This is a genomic window from Streptomyces sp. AN091965 (genome assembly GCF_022698285.1).
GTDB lineage: Bacteria > Actinomycetota > Actinomycetes > Streptomycetales > Streptomycetaceae > Streptomyces.
Map to the genome: position 1 here is coordinate 9,533,150 of NZ_JALDMY010000001.1, position 14,568 is coordinate 9,547,717.

A 14,568-nucleotide genomic window follows, 5' to 3' on the forward strand; every position below is an offset into this window, starting at 1 on the left:
CCCGGTCCTCGCTCCTGATGGCGACGGGCACCGTCGTGTCCCGCGCGACGGGCCTCATCCGCCAGGTCCTCCAGGCGGCCGCACTCGGCACCGGCCTGCTGGCCAGCACGTACAACACGGCGAACACCGTGCCCACGGGCCTGTACACCCTGCTGATCGGCGGCGCGCTCAACGCGGTGCTCGTGCCGCAGCTCGTCCGGGCCCGGACCACGCACCCCGACGGCGGCCGGGCCTACGAGCAGCGCCTGGTCACGCTCGTCCTGTGCGTGCTCGCCGCGGGCACGGCACTGGCGGTGTGGGCGGCTCCCGAGATCGTCGGCCTGTACATGCGGGACACCCCGGACACCCACGAGGCGTACGAGCTCACTGTCGTCTTCGCGCGGTTCCTGCTGCCCCAGATCTTCTTCTACGGGATGTTCGGCATGCTGGGGCAGGTCCTCAACGCCCGGGAGAAGTTCGGCGCGATGATGTGGACGCCCGTCCTCAACAACGTCGTCCTGATCGGCATGTTCGGCGCCTATCTGAGCCTCATGGCGGCGCCGGAGCGCGTCGGGGACATCACCGCGAGCCAGGTCCGGCTCCTCGGTCTCGGCACCACCTGCGGCATCGCCCTCCAGGCCCTCGCCCTGATCCCCTACGTCCGCGCGGCGGGCTTCCGCTTCCGGCCCCGGTTCGACTGGCGCGGCGCGGGCCTGCGCAAGAGCGCCCGGGCGGCCCGCTGGACCCTGCTGTTCGTCCTCGCCAACCAGATCGCGCTCACCGTCGTCACGAACTACGCGAACGCGGCCGACCAGCGCCTGCCCACCGCGGGCGCCGGGTACACGGCCTACTCGTACGCGCAGACCATCTGGCTCCTGCCGCAGTCCATCGTGACCGTCTCCCTGGTCACGGCGCTGCTTCCGCGGCTGAGCACGGCGGCGGCCCAGGGCCGCACCGCGGACCTGCGCGGTGAGCTGTCGCGCGCGCTGCGCCTGACCGGAGTCGTCATCGTGCCCGCCGGGTTCTTCTTCCTCGCCCTCGGCCCGCAGACGGCGACCCTGCTGTTCGGGCACGGCACGGCCGACGCCGCCTCCGCGCAGCCGCTCGGTCAGATGCTCCAGGCGTTCGGCCTCGGCCTGATCCCGTTCTCCGCCCAGTACCTGCTGCTGCGCGGCTTCTACGCCTTCGAGGACACGCGCACGCCGTTCTGGATGGCCGCGTGGATCGCCGCCGTCAACATCTCCCTGGCCACCGCCTGTCACCATCTCCTCCCGGCGCGCTGGGCCGTCGTCGGCATGGCGGGGGCGTACACGCTGTCGTACGCCGTGGGGCTGCTGCTCACCGCACGCCTGCTGCGCAGGCGCCTCGGCGGTCGCATGGACGGCAGGCGGCTGCTGCGCACCTACGGCAAGCTCGGCCTCGCCGCCGCTCCCGCGGGCGCGCTGGCCTGGGCCGTCGCGCACGGCCTCGCGTCCGGAGGGGCCGCGAGCACGCTGCGGACCGCGCTCGCGCTCACCACCGGTGCCGCTGCGATGGTCCTCGGCTATCTGCTGCTCGCCCGGCTGCTGCGGGTCGGTGAGCTGCGGCTGCGCCTGCGCTGAGAGGCGCGTGGACGGCCCGCGGTCCGGGCCGTGTCCGGTGGCTGGAAATCGGTGGTCGGTGTTCGTGGGGGCGTGTCAGGCAACGTGCCCCCGTGCTGCGTCCTGCCAGGTGTGACTGGTGCAGATCCCTCCTTCGACAAGCGGCCCCGTGCCGAGAGAGACCCGACCGAGCAGACCAAGGCTGAGCAAAACGTGACCGAACACAGTGGTGCGGAGCGGGCGAAGGACGAGAGCGGGGCGGGCAGACCCGAGCGGCTGCCCGCCAAGGAGACCTGGAGCGTGCTCTACCGGCACTTCCGGCCGCACCGCGGCGCGGTGGCGCTCGGCGCGCTGTTCACCCTCATCGGCGCGGCCACCGGCCTCGCCCAGCCCGTGGCCATCGAGGAACTCGTCAACCGGCTGTCCGACGACGAGTCGATCTCCTCGATCCTGATCCTGCTCACCGGCCTCCTCGTCATCGGCACCGCCGTCGAGTCCGTCGGCAGCTACATCCTGGAACGCACCGCCCAGTCCGTCGTCCTGGACTCCCGGCGCTCCCTGATACGCCGACTCCTTCGGCTGAAGGTCAGCGAGATCGAGCGCGTACAGCCCGGCGACCTGATGTCCCGCGTCACCTCGGACACGACGCTGCTGCAGGCCGTCACCACGCAGTCGGTGGTGTCGGCGTTCTCCGGCGCCCTCACCGTCATCGCGACCATCGTGATGATGGCCTTCATGGACGCGGTGCTGCTCGGCGTCACCCTCGGCGTGATCGTCCTCATCGGCGGTGCCACCGCCCTCGTCATGCCGCAGATCTCCAAGGCGACCGAGCGCTCCCAGGAAGCCGTCGGCATGATCTCGACCGCCCTGGAGCGCGCGTTCGGCGCCTTCCGCACCCTGAAGGCCTCCGGTGCCGAGCGGCGCGAGACGGCCGCCGTGGAGGAGGCCGCCCACGAGGCCTGGCGCTACGGCGTGAAGTCCGCCAAGTGGCAGGCCGTGGCGTGGAGCTCCATGGGCTTCGCCATCCAGGTGTCGTTCCTCGCGGTGCTCGGCGTCGGCGGCGCGCGCGTCGCCTCCGAGGCGATCTCCGTGGCCACCCTGGTGGCGTTCCTGATGCTGCTCTTCTACCTGATCGACCCGGTGAGCCGGCTCGTCGACGCGGTCACCCAGTACCAGGTGGGCTCCGCCGCCGTCGCCCGCATCGTGCGGGCCGAGCGCATGGAGACCGAGGAGCTCGACGAGCCCGCGCCGCGCGTGGCCGGGGCGGAGAGCACCCCCGCCGCCGTGGCCTTCGACGACGTCACCTTCCGCTACCAGGCGGGGCTGCCCCTGGTCCACCACGGCGTGACCTTCACCGTCCCCGGCCCCGGCATGACCGCGTTCGTCGGCCCGTCCGGCGCGGGCAAGACCACCGTGTTCGGGCTCGTCGAGCGGTTCTACGAGGCCACCGGCGGCCGTGTCCTCGTCGACGGCAAGGACGTACAGGACTGGCCGCTCGCCGACCTGCGCGCCACCATCGGCTACGTCGAGCAGGACGCCCCCGTCCTCGCGGGCACCCTGCGCGAGAACCTCGTCTTCGCCGCCCCGGACGCCACCGAGGCCGACCTGCGCGACGTCCTGGTACGGGCCCGGCTCGACGCCCTCGTCGAGCGGCTGCCCGACGGCCTCGACACCGTGGTCGGCCACCGCGGCTCCAAGCTCTCCGGCGGCGAACGCCAGCGCGTGGCCATCGCCCGCGCCCTGCTGCGCAAGCCCCGGCTGCTGCTCCTGGACGAGGCCACCTCGCAGCTCGACGCGGTCAACGAACTCGCGTTGCGCGACGTCGTCGCCGAGGTGTCCCGCGAGGTGACCGTCCTGGTCGTGGCCCACCGCCTGTCGACGGTGACGCTGGCCGACCAGATCGTCGTCATGGACGCGGGCCGGGTCCGCGCGACGGGCACGCACGACGAACTCGTGGCGGCGGACCCGCTGTACGGCGAGCTCGCGGCCACGCAGTTCCTGGCGACCGCCTCATGAGGCCCGGGCGGTGGAGCGATCCGGTGCCGGGCGGTGGCGGAAACGGGTGTGGGCGGTGGCGGGATTAAAGCGCGCGCCGAGCGCCGACGGCATGATCTACCGTGAGGCCATGACCAAGGTGACCTTCGATCGTCACGTATCCGAAATCAGCACGCAGGCCGAGCACTTGCGGGCCCAGGTCAAGGACGCCGACCTCGCCGTGCCGGTGCGGACCTGCCCCGGCTGGAGCCTCGGCAACCTCCTGCGGCACGTGGGCGGCGCGCACCGCTGGGCCGAGGCCGTGGTCCGCACCCGGGCGAGCGGACCGGTGCCCCACGACCAGGTCGACGACGTCGCCGGGGACGACCGCGCCGACGCCGCCGCCCTCGCGGACTGGGTGGTCGAGGGCGCGGCTCGGCTCGCGGACACCCTGCGCGAGGTGGGGCCCGACGCCCCGGTGTGGACGCCCGCGCCCGGCGGCACCCCGGAGTTCTGGGCACGGCGCATGCTGCTCGAGACGGTCCTGCACCGTGCGGACGCGGCCGTCGCCGTCGGCGGCCCGTACACCCTCGCCACGGACGTCGCGCTGATCGGCGTCGGCGAGTGGATGGAGTTCACCGTCCTGCCGCAGGTCTACGAGTCCGAGGAGCACCTGCGTGCCCTCCTCGGCCCCGGCCGCACGGTCCACTTCCACGCCACCGACGCCGAGCCCGCGAGCGCGGGGGAGTGGTTCGTCGACCTCACCGGCGACGCCATCACCACCCGGCCCGTGCACGAGAAGGCCGCGGTGGCGGTCCGCGGCCCGGCCACCGCCCTGCTACTGGCCCTCTACCAGCGCGAGTCGGCCCTCACCGAAGGCCCCGAGGTCATCGGCGACCGGGCCCTGTTCGAGCAGTGGCGCGAGACGGTGAGCTACTGGCTGCGGAAGTGAGCGGGCCCGTGGGCCGGGAGGGAGGGGGAGGGCGAGCCGACGTCGGCGAGGGCTTCGCCCGCCCTTGGTCCCTGGCGGAGGTGTTCTTCGGCGAGCCCCGGGAAAGGGCCGGGCGCGCGGAAGGCTTTCAGTGCGATCCGAACCACGAGTGTCCCGCGGCGTCATTGTCCGATGTGCTGTAGACCGCCCCCGACTCACGGGCGGTCAGATAGACGTTGTAGCTGGTCAGTGCCGACATGAAGTACTTCTGGTCGGCGTCGTAGTGAAAGCGCATGCCGTCCCGCCACTCGCACCGGCTCGTCCAGACGGCGTTGTTCTCCCAGCTCTTGTTGTCGGTGGCCAGGCAGAGACCGGTCGCCTTGTTCTGGAGCTGCTTCATCGGCAGCCCGCCCGGGTCGTCGCCACGCCAGTCCCACTGCTGGAAATTACTTCCATTGCACTTGGACATGAAGACGCTCGTCTTGCCGCCGTTGATCTTCCCGCCGGTGAGGCACTGGTTGCCGCTCAAGTAGATGTTCCTGAAAGTCCAGTACTCGGCGGCGGGAGCCGCCTGGGCGGAGGTGGGCTGCAGGACGCAGATCCCCCCTGCCAGTGCGAGAGCCGCGACTCCGGTACTCAGACGATGCGTTACCCGTGTGGTGTGCATGCGCAAAACCTAAGGGGTTTGCCCGGCAGGTCATTGAGGGCGAAGGGGAGGAGAACCTGAGGAAAGGGGTGGGGATCGGCGAAGCACCGGTGAAGATTCACCTCCCCGTGCGGGGATGGGCGACGAGAGGCCCGCTCTTCTTCGGCATCCCTTCACTTTGCGCTCCGCGACGGCGTCTTGAGCTTGTCCGGTCCGGCGTCCCGGACTGCCGGGCCGTGAGGTCGTCTACGCTGCTGGACGGACATGCGGGACCGGAGTCCGGCCGGGGCGGACCGGACGGCGTCGCGTACGGGCGACCGTGCGCAGGGGGAGGCGTGCAGGTGATGGAGAACGGCGCGGACCTGCCGCGGCGGATCGGCGTCTACGCCGTCGAGCGGGAGCTCGGCGCGGGCGGCATGGGGAAGGTCTACCTCGCCCGCTCACCGGGCGGTCGGGCCGTCGCGGTGAAGGTGGTCCGCTCCGAGCTGGCGGCCGACCCGCACTTCCGTGAACGGTTCCGCGCGGAGGTCGAGGCCGCCCGCAGGGTCGGCGGTTTCCACACGGCTCCGGTCGTGGACGCCGACCCCGACGCGGAGTCACCCTGGCTGGCCACCGCGTACGTCCCCGGGCCCACGCTCGCCGAGCTGGTCGAGCGGCACGGGCCCTTGGACGAAGAGCGGTTGAGGTCCCTCGGGGCAGCCCTGGCCGAGGCGCTCCACGCCGTCCACGCCTGCGGGCTCGTACACCGGGACCTGAAACCGGGCAACATCATCATGGCGGACGACGGCCCGCGCGTCCTCGACTTCGGCATCGCGCGGGCCGTGGAGGCCACCCGGCTGACCGCCACCGGGGCGGCCTTCGGCACGCCCGGGTATCTCGCGCCCGAGCAGGCCCGGGGTGACCGGGTCACCGGCGCCGCCGACGTGTTCGCGTTCGGTGCCGTGCTCGTCGCGGCGGCCGGAGGCAGTGCGTTCGGGGCCGGAACGCCCATGGGGTTGATGTACCGGGCGGTGCACGAACCGGCGGACCTCTCCGCGCTGCCGGAAGGGCTACGGGTGCTGGTCGCCGCCTGCCTGGCCAAGGATCCGGCTGACCGTCCCGCGCCCGAGACGCTCCTGGCCTCGCTGGGGCCGGACCCGGAGCCCGTACCGGACACGAACACCGTGGCGCTCGCCGCCCCTGAGCGGCCGCGCGCCGTGCCACCGGTTCCGGCCCTGGCACCCGACGTTCCCGGCCGCGGCGACGAACCTCTTCGGCCCGCCGCGTCGCGCAAGCCCCGCGTGATCACCCTGCTGATCGTGGCAGCGGCCGTGGCGAGCGCGCTTGCGGGCGGTCTGTTCGCCCTCAGGGGGCAAGGGGACGACAAGAAGAGCGGCAGCCCTCCCGCCACCGCCTCGGATTCCCGGCGGACCACCCCGCGGGCGTCCGCTCCGCCGTCCGAGCCCTCGTCGCCCCGCCCGGGGGCAGTACCCAAGGACCGGGTCACTGTCGTGGTGAGCGCCGACAGCGAGGAGAGTTGGATCTCGGCGAAGGGCCACGACGGGCGGAGCCTGTTCGACGGAAGGCTGGAAAGCGGCGAGACCAAGGAATTCACCGACAAACGCCGCATCGAGCTGGTCCTCGGTGATGCCTCCGCGGTCCACCTCGTCGTCAACGGCAAGGAGATCCCGAACGAATTCACGCCGGGCCAGGTCGAGCGTCTTGTCTACGACCGAGGCGACTGAGCTCGACCGTTGATCCGTGCTGGTCGGGAGCTCGGCCTTGACCCCGACGGCGGCGGGCTGCATGCCTTCCGCGCCGACTCCGGGCGCCTCGGATCCCGGGAGCCCGAGCAGCTGCTCAGGACCTCGGCACCCGGTCCACAGGAAGGCCGCGAGGTTCCTTGATGCGCTTCATGATGATCTGGGAGTTGACCTCGGTGACCCCGTCGAGGGTCGTGAGCCGCTCGATCCACAGGCGTTCGTAGGCGGCCAGGTCGGCGACCGCGATGCGCAGGAGACAGCCGGGGCTGCCGAAGAGGCGGTACGCCTCGATGACGTCGGGGATGTCCTGGAGGGCGGCTTCGAACGCCTCGACCGTCTCCCGGTCCCGGCGGACCTCGATGGAGACCAGGACCTCGAAGCCGCGGCCGACCGCCTCCGGGTCGACGACCGCGCGGTAACCCTGGATCACGCCGTCCTGCTCCAGCTGCCGCACCCGCCGCATGCAGGGCGACGCGCTGAGGCCGATGCGCTGGGCCAGCTCCTGGTTGCTGAGGCGGCCGTCCTGCTGGAGCTCGCGCAAGATGTCGAGGTCGATTCGGTCCATGACGCAATTCTGCACTACTGGAAGCGGCACCTACGGGTTGATATCGCAATCGGATTGCGCGGTCGCTCGCCTATTATTGCGGCGTGACTGTCCGTGAACCTCGGGCCGTCGATCGATGCGGCCGCGCGGCACCACGAGGGGCGCCGACCGCACTCCCGACTCATGGAGAGGCAGGCCCGCGCCGATGACGCAGCTGGCATCCCCGACGGCCCCGCGGCGGGTCGTCGTCATCAGCACCGGTGGGACCATCGCCAGCCGCTGGCAGGGCGCCGGGTACGCGGCCGACGCCTCCGGCGGCGAGGTCCTGGCCCAGGCCGCCGTGCCGGACGGCGTCACGGTCGAGGTCGTCGACCTGTTCAACGTGAACAGCTCCAGCATGACCTCCGCCCGGCAGCTCACGTTGCTGCGCGCGGTGCGCGAGGCGCTCTCCGACCCCGGCGTCGCCGGGGTCGTCGTCACGCACGGCACCGACACCCTGGAGGAGTCGGCCTTCTTCGTCGATCTGCACCACGACGACCCGCGCCCGGTCGTCTTCACCGGCGCGCAGCGCCCGCTGGGCGCCGCCGACGGCGACGGGCCGGGCAATGTGTACGACTCCCTGCAAGTCGCCGCGACCGTACGGGACATGGGGGTCCTGGTCGTCTTCGACGGCACGATGCACGCGGCGCGCGGCACCGTGAAGACCCGCACCCTGGCCGCGCACCCGTTCGCCGACCCGTCCGGGCAGGCCGTGGGGCGGCTCGGTTTCGGGCGTGTGGACGTCGACCGGCGCCCCGAGCGGCCCGAGCCGCTGCCGCTGCCCGCGCCCGTGGGCTCGGACCCGCTGCCCCGCGTCGACATCGTGATGCACCACTGCGACGCCGATCCGCTGCTCCTGGACGCCGCGGTCGCCGCCGGGGCGCGGGGCATCGTGCTCGTCGCCACCGGAGCGGGCAACGCGACACCGCGGTTCGCCGAAGCCGTCGCGGCGGCCGTGGACCGCGGCGTCCTGGTGGCCCTCACCACCCGGGTGCACTCCGGCCCGGTCGCCGAGATCTACACCGGCGGCGGCGCGGTCGACCTGGTCGCCGCGGGCGCCGTCCTCACCGGCACCCTCCGCGCCGGGCAGGCGCGCATCGCCGTGCTCGCCGCGCTGCTCGCGGACGCCGCACCCCAGCGGCGGGGCGCGCTGCTGCGACAGCTCCTGGGCACTCCGGACGACGGCGAAGGCCGGGCGTCGGCCTCGGCCGCCTGACGCGCGTACCCGCGCCCGTCCCTCTCCCTCCGCTCTCGCACGCGTTCCCGCACCACCCCTCGTACAACAGGACACAAAGGACCACCCCATGACCGCCCCCGCCCGGCCCGCCGCCGAAGCCGCATCCGACCGTCCGATCGGCGCGGTCGCCACGAACACCCCGGCCGGGCCCCCGCGCACCCGCCGCGAGCACGACCTGCTGGGTGAGCGCGACGTGCCCGCGGACGTGTACTGGGGCATCCACTCGCTGCGCGCCACGGAGAACTTCCCCGTCACGGGCGTCCCGATCTCCGTGTACCCGCAGCTCGTCGACGCGCTCGCCGCCGTCAAGGAGGCCGCGGCGCGGGCCAATGAGGAGCTGGGCCTGCTGTCCGCCGACAAGACCCGCGCCATCGTGGCCGCCTGTGGGGAGATCCGGGCGGGGCACCTGCACGACCAGTTCGTCGTGGACGTCATCCAGGGCGGCGCCGGGACCTCCACGAACATGAACGTCAACGAGGTCGTCGCCAACCGCGGCCTCGAACTCCTCGGCCACGCCAAGGGCGAGTACGCCCATCTGCACCCCAACGAGGACGTCAACCTCAGCCAGTCCACCAACGACGCCTACCCGACCTCCCTGCGCATCGCGACGATCACGGCGGTGCACGGGCTGCTCCAGGCCATGGCCGTGCTCCAGGACGCGTTCGCCGCCAAGGCCGTGGAGTTCAGGGACGTCCTGAAGATGGGCCGCACCCAGCTCCAGGACGCCGTGCCGATGACCCTCGGCCAGGAGTTCTCCACGTACGCGGTCATGCTGGAGGAGGACCGGGGCCGTCTGTCCGAGGCCGTTGAGCTGATGCACGAGATCAACCTCGGCGCCACCGCCATCGGCACCGGCCTCAACACCCCGCCGGGCTACGCCGAGACGGCCCGCCGGTATCTGTGCGAGATCACCGGACTGCCCCTGGTGACGTCCGCGAACCTGATCGAGGCGACCCAGGACTGCGGCGCGTTCGTGCAGCTCTCCGGCGTCCTCAAGCGGATCGCGGTGAAGCTCTCCAAGACCTGCAACGACCTGCGGCTGCTGTCCTCGGGGCCGCGCGCGGGGCTCAACGAGATCAATCTGCCCCCGGTCCAGGCCGGTTCGAGCATCATGCCGGGCAAGGTGAACCCGGTGATCCCCGAGGTCGTCAACCAGGTCGCCTTCGAGGTCATCGGCAACGACCTCACCGTCACGATGGCCGCGGAGGCCGGTCAGCTCCAGCTCAACGCCTTCGAGCCGGTCATCCTGCACGCCCTGTCCAAGAGCATCACGTCCCTGCGGGCGGCCTGTCTGACCCTCGCCGAGCGCTGTGTCGCGGGTCCTGACGGCGGCATCACCGCCAACACCGAAGCACTGCGCGCCTCGGTGGAGAACTCCATCGGCCTGGTCACCGCGCTCAATCCGCACATCGGCTACACCGCGGCCACCGCCATCGCCCAGGAGGCCCTGCGGACCGGTCGCGGCGTCGCCGAACTCACCCTGGAGAAGGGCCTGCTGCCCGCCGAGCGGCTGGCCGAGCTGCTCACCCCCGAACGCCTCGCGGGCGCCTGTGACCAGCGCGTTCGCTGGTCCTAGTGCTTTCGGCCGAGCTCGGCCGCGACCCCGGACGGAGTCCGCGAGAGCCGCGCTGAACTAGCGTGGCGATCATGAGCGACGGGCAGCGGGGAGCGGATGGCCGGGACGGGCGGGGCACGCCCGGCACGGCCGCGGACCGCGCCCTCGGCGTGGTCCGCGGCTACGCGGCGGGCGACGCCGCCGCCGTGGCCGGAGCCCTGGCCCGCGTCGGGGAGGCCGAACGGCAGCAGACGTACGCGGTGCTCGGCGGGCTGCTGCGGTCCACGCTGGCCCTCGTCGCGCTGACGGGCCGGGAGCTGCGGACCGGGGAAGTGGTGCGGCTCGCCGACGAGGTGGCCGCCGCCGCGCCCACCGTCTACGAGTTCACCGTGACACAGGCGGTCCGCGCCTGGGCGCGCGGCGACCTGGAAGGGTTCCGCGGCGCCCACGCCGCCGACCCGCTCGGCGAGATCCACGTCACCGCCGTCCTCGTCGTGCTCCTCGGTCTCGCCCTCTGGGGCCGCGAGACCTTCCTGGACACGTTGCGGGCCTACGAAGACGTCGCGCGGACCCTGGCCGTGCCGCCGGACGCCTGACCCGTCGCTCTCCCGAACCCTCGCCGGCTGCGTCGTCGATGCCCATCCCTGGCGGAGCCGGCGAGTCCTCCACACCTCCCGGGGCAGGTGCGGTGTGCCTCCCGGCCGTCGACGAAAGCCTCCCGTACCGTCGGGAACCAGCCATCCTCACGCTCGGATGGAACCATCAACGTCCGTTCTGCGTAGCAGAGTTGACGGCTGGCGAACACCCCACGGCCCCCGTCCGCCCCACACGTTGACGTTCCTCGCGGTGTCCCTCACGTCACACGCGTCACGTGCGGCTCGGTAGTCCCGCGCAACCTGACGGAACTCACGGCTCCCCTTGGCGTACGGGCCGATGCGCCCCCTGCGTGCCCCTCCACGGTGCTTTTCAGTCAGCGACCCCGGCGTCTTGTAGCGCGCTCCGGAGGCTGGCTACGATCCCGCTCTCGTTTCACTTTCTGCACATCTCTACACAGGCAATTCACAGTTGTGAGGGGGTTGCGTGGAGCCACAGACGGAGGCGGACACACCGGACCGCCACGGTGACGTATCGCGGCCCCGGCCGCCCCAGGACCCCCGCGCTTCCGCCGGTTCGCTCTCCGCCCGCGACTTCCGCCTCTTCTGGTGGGCCAACGCCGCCGACGCCCTCGGCACCCAGGCCTCCGGCGTCGTCCTGCCGCTGCTGCTCCTCGCGCTCGGCCACTCCGCGCAGACGGCCGGGCTCGTGGCCGGGTTGTCGCTGGCCGCCGGGATCCTGCTCGGGCCGCTCGCCGCGGTCCCCGCCGACCGGGGCGCCCGTAAGACGATCATGTTCTGGTCCGCCGCCGTCTCCGCGCTCGCCATGGGGTCCGTCGCCCTGACGCTCGCGCTCGGGCACCTCACGCTCGCCCACCTCCTCGGCGCCGTCCTGGTCGAGCGGTTCGCCACCGCCTGTCACGAGGCGGCCTCGCGCGGCACCGTCGCCCTGGTCTGCCCGCCCGACGAACAGCCCCGCGCGGTCGCCCGGCTCGCCGCCGCCGACCAGGGCGCGCTGATCCTCGGCCCGGCCCTCGGCGGCGCCGCCTACCAGCTCGCGCGCGCCCTGCCCTTCCTGGCCGACGCGGTCTCCTACGCCGTCGCCGCCAGCTGCGTACGAGCGATGCGCACCGACCTGAAGGCCCCGGCGGAGCCCTCGGGCGACAGCCTGTTCCGCGAGGCCGCGGCGGGCCTTCGCCTGGTGCGGCGACAGCCGCTGCTGCGCCTGGTCCTGGTCTGGATCGCCCTCGTCAACGGCGTCGCCGTCGCGCTCTACTACGCCGCCGTCTTCGCCCTGGAGCGCTCCGGCACGGGGGCGCTTCCGCTCGGCGTCGTGCTCGCGGTCTCCGGCGGCGCGGGGCTCGCCGGTTCGCTCGCCGCGCCGAAGGTCGCGGTCCGCGTCGGCGCCGCCCGGCTCGTCACCGCTGTGACCTGGCTGCTCGTCCCGCTCACCGCGGCGCTCGCCACCGCCACCGGACCGTGGGCGTACGGCGCGCTGCTCGGCGCGGTCTGCCTGGTCATCCCGCTGGCCGCCGTGGTCCTCCAGGCGCGGGTGCTCCTCGTCGCCGAGCCCGCCGTGCAGGCCCGCGTCGGCGCGGTCCTCGGCACCGCGTCCGGCGGAGCAGCGGCCCTCGCCCCGGTCCTCGCGGGCCTGTTCGCCGACCGGGTGGACACCGCGGCGCCCGCCCTCGGCTGCGCCGCCCTGCTCGCCCTCCTCGCCGTGCACACCACCCGCCGGGCCGCCCTCACGGAGGCCGCCGCGTGAGCCGCTTCCAGGTCTACCGGGCCGCGCTGCCCGAGGTGTGCGCCGCCGACCCGCGCCGGATGGTCTTCACCGCCGACGCCGACGGCCGCTGCGAGGTCTTCACCTGGGACGCCGCCGCCCGCCGGGCCCGGCAGGTCACCGACAGGCCGGGCGGCACCCTGCACGGCGCGATCGACCGGGACGCCCGCGTCTGGTGGTTCGCCGAGGACGCCAGGGGTGTCGGCCACTGGCGGTTCCAGCCCTTCACCGGCGGCCCCGACCGGCCCGGACTCGCGGGCGTCCCGGACGGCACCGCGCGCGGCCTCGCCGTCACCGGCGGTGCCATCGCCGCCGTCGGTGTCGGCCTGGACGACGGCACCGCCGTCCACATCGGGTCCCGGGGCGGCCCCGGCCGCGAGGTGACGCGCGTCGAGGGGCCCGCCGCGCTCGCCGGACTCACCCCGGCGGGCGACCTGCTGGCCCTCACGCGCGGTGCCGACTCGCCCCGCGCCGTCACGGTCCTCACCCCCGAAGGCACCGACGCCGCGGTCCTGCCCGGCGACGGCGCGCACGGCAGGCTGTGGGCCCTCGGCTTCGCACCGGCGGGACCGGACGCCACCCTGCTCCTCGTCCGCGAGCGCGACGACCGCTATCTGCTGGAGACCTGGACCCCCGCCACCGGCACCGTGACGCACGACTGGTGCGCCTTCGACACCCAGATCACCGCCCGCTGGTACCCCGACGGCCTGTCCGTCCTCATCCGCCAGGACCGCCACGGACGCTCCCTGCTGTACCGCGCCCACCTCGAACGGCGCGCCCTCGACGTGGTCCCCGCGCCGTCCGGCACCCTCCTGGACGCCGCCCCGCACCCCGGCGGCGACCTGCACACCCTCTGGACCGACACGGCCCACCCGCCGCGGATGGCCTCCACCGCCGGCACGCCGCTGCCGCCCCTCGGCACCGTCGAGGGCCGCGTCCCCGGCACCCTGCGCGACATCCGCACCCCCGGCCCCGACGGCCCGGTGCACACCCTGCTCAGCCTCCCCGAGGACGGCCCCGGGCCCCACCCCGCCGTCTTCCTGGTGCACGGCGGCCCCGCCGATCACGACCGCGACGCCTACGACGGCACCGTGCACTCCCTGGTCGCCTCCGGATTCGCCGTCGCCCGGGTCAACTACCGCGGCTCCACCGGCTACGGCCCCCGCTGGCAGCGCGCCTTCGGCGAAGGCGTCGGCCACACCCAGGTCGAGGACCTCACCGCCGTGCGGGCCGACCTCGTCGCGCGCGGCCTGATCCGCCCCGACGCGACCGGCCTCTGGGGCACCTCCTGGGGCGGCTACCTCGTCCTGCTCGCCCTCGGCACCCGGCCCGGCCTGTGGCGGGCGGGCGTCGCCGTGAAGCCGGTGGCCGACTACGCCGCCGCCCACGCCTCGGCCACCCCGGCCCTGCGCGCCCTGGACGAGCGGCTGTTCGGCGGCACCCCCGAGGAAGTACCCGCACGCTACGCGCACAGCTCCCCGATCCGGTACGCCGTCCACGTACAGGATCCGCTCCTGGTCGTCGCCGCCACGCACGACACCAAATGCCCCGCCGCACAGGTCCGTTCCTACCTCGGCGTCCTCCACGCCATCGGCGCCCGGCACGAGTCCCTCTGGCTGGACTCCGGGCACGACGGCTACGACGGCGGCGACCACGTGGCCGTGCTGCGCCGCGCGGTGCTCTTCCTCGACCGGGAGCTCCGCGGCACCACCCCACCCAGACGCCCCCCTCCGCCCGGAAGGGGGTCAGCGCACCGCACCGCCCATCAGTGAGAGGAGAGAGCCATGCAGAAGGACGTCATCCACAACGACCCGCTCGCGGAGGACGAGACGAACCGGAAGCCGAGCATCGGCATCACGGTCACCGTCCCGTTCCGCAACGCCGAGGACGGCGACGAGAGCGTCGAGGACTGATCCCGAACCGGCCGGCCCCCGGGAGCACCCCCCGGGGGCCGGTCGGCCCCAC

General features: G+C 73.3%; 12 protein-coding genes. 10 read left to right on the plus strand and 2 right to left on the minus strand.

Features of this window, described 5'->3' with window-relative positions; all coding sequences use genetic code 11:
- The first annotated feature begins 17 nt into the window (after positions 1-17).
- From murJ to MQV74_RS39385, 3 genes are all read left to right on the plus strand, one after another.
- Positions 18-1,580 carry a murein biosynthesis integral membrane protein MurJ gene (murJ, locus tag MQV74_RS39375; RefSeq protein ID WP_242729384.1) on the plus strand — a complete coding sequence of 521 codons (1,563 nt, stop codon included), beginning with the start codon at positions 18-20 and terminating at the stop codon, positions 1,578-1,580.
- Between the two features lie 255 nt (positions 1,581-1,835).
- Complete coding sequence (locus tag MQV74_RS39380; RefSeq protein WP_242729385.1) at positions 1,836-3,575, plus strand: ABC transporter ATP-binding protein; 1,740 nt, start codon at positions 1,836-1,838, stop codon at positions 3,573-3,575.
- 109 nt (positions 3,576-3,684) lie between these two features.
- Positions 3,685-4,485: a maleylpyruvate isomerase family mycothiol-dependent enzyme gene (locus tag MQV74_RS39385; RefSeq protein WP_242728296.1), complete on the plus strand. Its 801-nt coding sequence runs from the start codon at positions 3,685-3,687 to the stop codon at positions 4,483-4,485.
- A gap of 127 nt (positions 4,486-4,612) precedes the next feature.
- Here the strand turns inward: MQV74_RS39385 and MQV74_RS39390 are convergent, their stop codons facing one another.
- Positions 4,613-4,993, minus strand: a complete 381-nt coding sequence (locus MQV74_RS39390; RefSeq protein ID WP_242728297.1) for a ricin-type beta-trefoil lectin domain protein — start codon at positions 4,991-4,993, stop codon at positions 4,613-4,615.
- Between the two features lie 461 nt (positions 4,994-5,454).
- Between MQV74_RS39390 and MQV74_RS39395 the strand changes: the two genes are divergently transcribed.
- Complete coding sequence (locus MQV74_RS39395) at positions 5,455-6,834, plus strand: RodZ domain-containing protein (RefSeq protein ID WP_242729386.1); 1,380 nt, start codon at positions 5,455-5,457, stop codon at positions 6,832-6,834.
- A gap of 115 nt (positions 6,835-6,949) precedes the next feature.
- Here MQV74_RS39395 and MQV74_RS39400 read toward each other — a convergent pair whose 3' ends face one another.
- Positions 6,950-7,417 carry an Lrp/AsnC family transcriptional regulator gene (locus MQV74_RS39400; protein ID WP_242728298.1) on the minus strand — a complete coding sequence of 156 codons (468 nt, stop codon included), beginning with the start codon at positions 7,415-7,417 and terminating at the stop codon, positions 6,950-6,952.
- Between the two features lie 184 nt (positions 7,418-7,601).
- On the opposite strand from MQV74_RS39400, the gene MQV74_RS39405 reads away from it, so the two are divergent.
- From MQV74_RS39405 to MQV74_RS41015, 6 genes are all read left to right on the plus strand, one after another.
- A complete protein-coding gene (locus MQV74_RS39405) occupies positions 7,602-8,651 on the plus strand; it encodes an asparaginase (protein WP_242728299.1) in 1,050 nt (349 codons plus the stop codon).
- Positions 8,652-8,739: 88 nt separating this feature from the next.
- Positions 8,740-10,248 carry an aspartate ammonia-lyase gene (aspA, locus tag MQV74_RS39410; RefSeq protein WP_242728300.1) on the plus strand — a complete coding sequence of 503 codons (1,509 nt, stop codon included), beginning with the start codon at positions 8,740-8,742 and terminating at the stop codon, positions 10,246-10,248.
- A gap of 71 nt (positions 10,249-10,319) precedes the next feature.
- On the plus strand, positions 10,320-10,823 hold the full coding sequence (locus MQV74_RS39415) for a hypothetical protein (RefSeq protein ID WP_242728301.1): 504 nt from the start codon (positions 10,320-10,322) through the stop codon (positions 10,821-10,823).
- Between the two features lie 484 nt (positions 10,824-11,307).
- Positions 11,308-12,585 carry an MFS transporter gene (locus tag MQV74_RS39420; RefSeq protein ID WP_242728302.1) on the plus strand — a complete coding sequence of 426 codons (1,278 nt, stop codon included), beginning with the start codon at positions 11,308-11,310 and terminating at the stop codon, positions 12,583-12,585.
- Complete coding sequence (locus tag MQV74_RS39425; RefSeq protein WP_242728303.1) at positions 12,582-14,375, plus strand: alpha/beta hydrolase family protein; 1,794 nt, start codon at positions 12,582-12,584, stop codon at positions 14,373-14,375. Before MQV74_RS39420 ends, MQV74_RS39425 begins: the two co-directional genes overlap by 4 nt.
- Before the next feature lie 12 nt (positions 14,376-14,387).
- Positions 14,388-14,516, plus strand: coding sequence for a hypothetical protein (locus MQV74_RS41015; RefSeq protein ID WP_264081221.1), 129 nt, complete (start codon positions 14,388-14,390; stop codon positions 14,514-14,516).
- Positions 14,517-14,568: the final 52 nt, after the last annotated feature.

Coding starts and splice junctions, on each gene's coding strand:
- MQV74_RS39405 (WP_242728299.1), top strand. CDS start 7,602: ATGACGCAGCTGGCATCCCCGACGGCCCCGCGGCGGGTCGTCGTCATC.
- MQV74_RS41015 (WP_264081221.1), top strand. CDS start 14,388: ATGCAGAAGGACGTCATCCACAACGACCCGCTCGCGGAGGACGAGACG.
- MQV74_RS39415 (WP_242728301.1), top strand. CDS start 10,320: ATGAGCGACGGGCAGCGGGGAGCGGATGGCCGGGACGGGCGGGGCACG.
- MQV74_RS39395 (WP_242729386.1), top strand. CDS start 5,455: ATGGAGAACGGCGCGGACCTGCCGCGGCGGATCGGCGTCTACGCCGTC.
- aspA (WP_242728300.1), top strand. CDS start 8,740: ATGACCGCCCCCGCCCGGCCCGCCGCCGAAGCCGCATCCGACCGTCCG.
- MQV74_RS39400 (WP_242728298.1), bottom strand. CDS start 7,417: ATGGACCGAATCGACCTCGACATCTTGCGCGAGCTCCAGCAGGACGGC.
- murJ (WP_242729384.1), top strand. CDS start 18: ATGGCGACGGGCACCGTCGTGTCCCGCGCGACGGGCCTCATCCGCCAG.
- MQV74_RS39385 (WP_242728296.1), top strand. CDS start 3,685: ATGACCAAGGTGACCTTCGATCGTCACGTATCCGAAATCAGCACGCAG.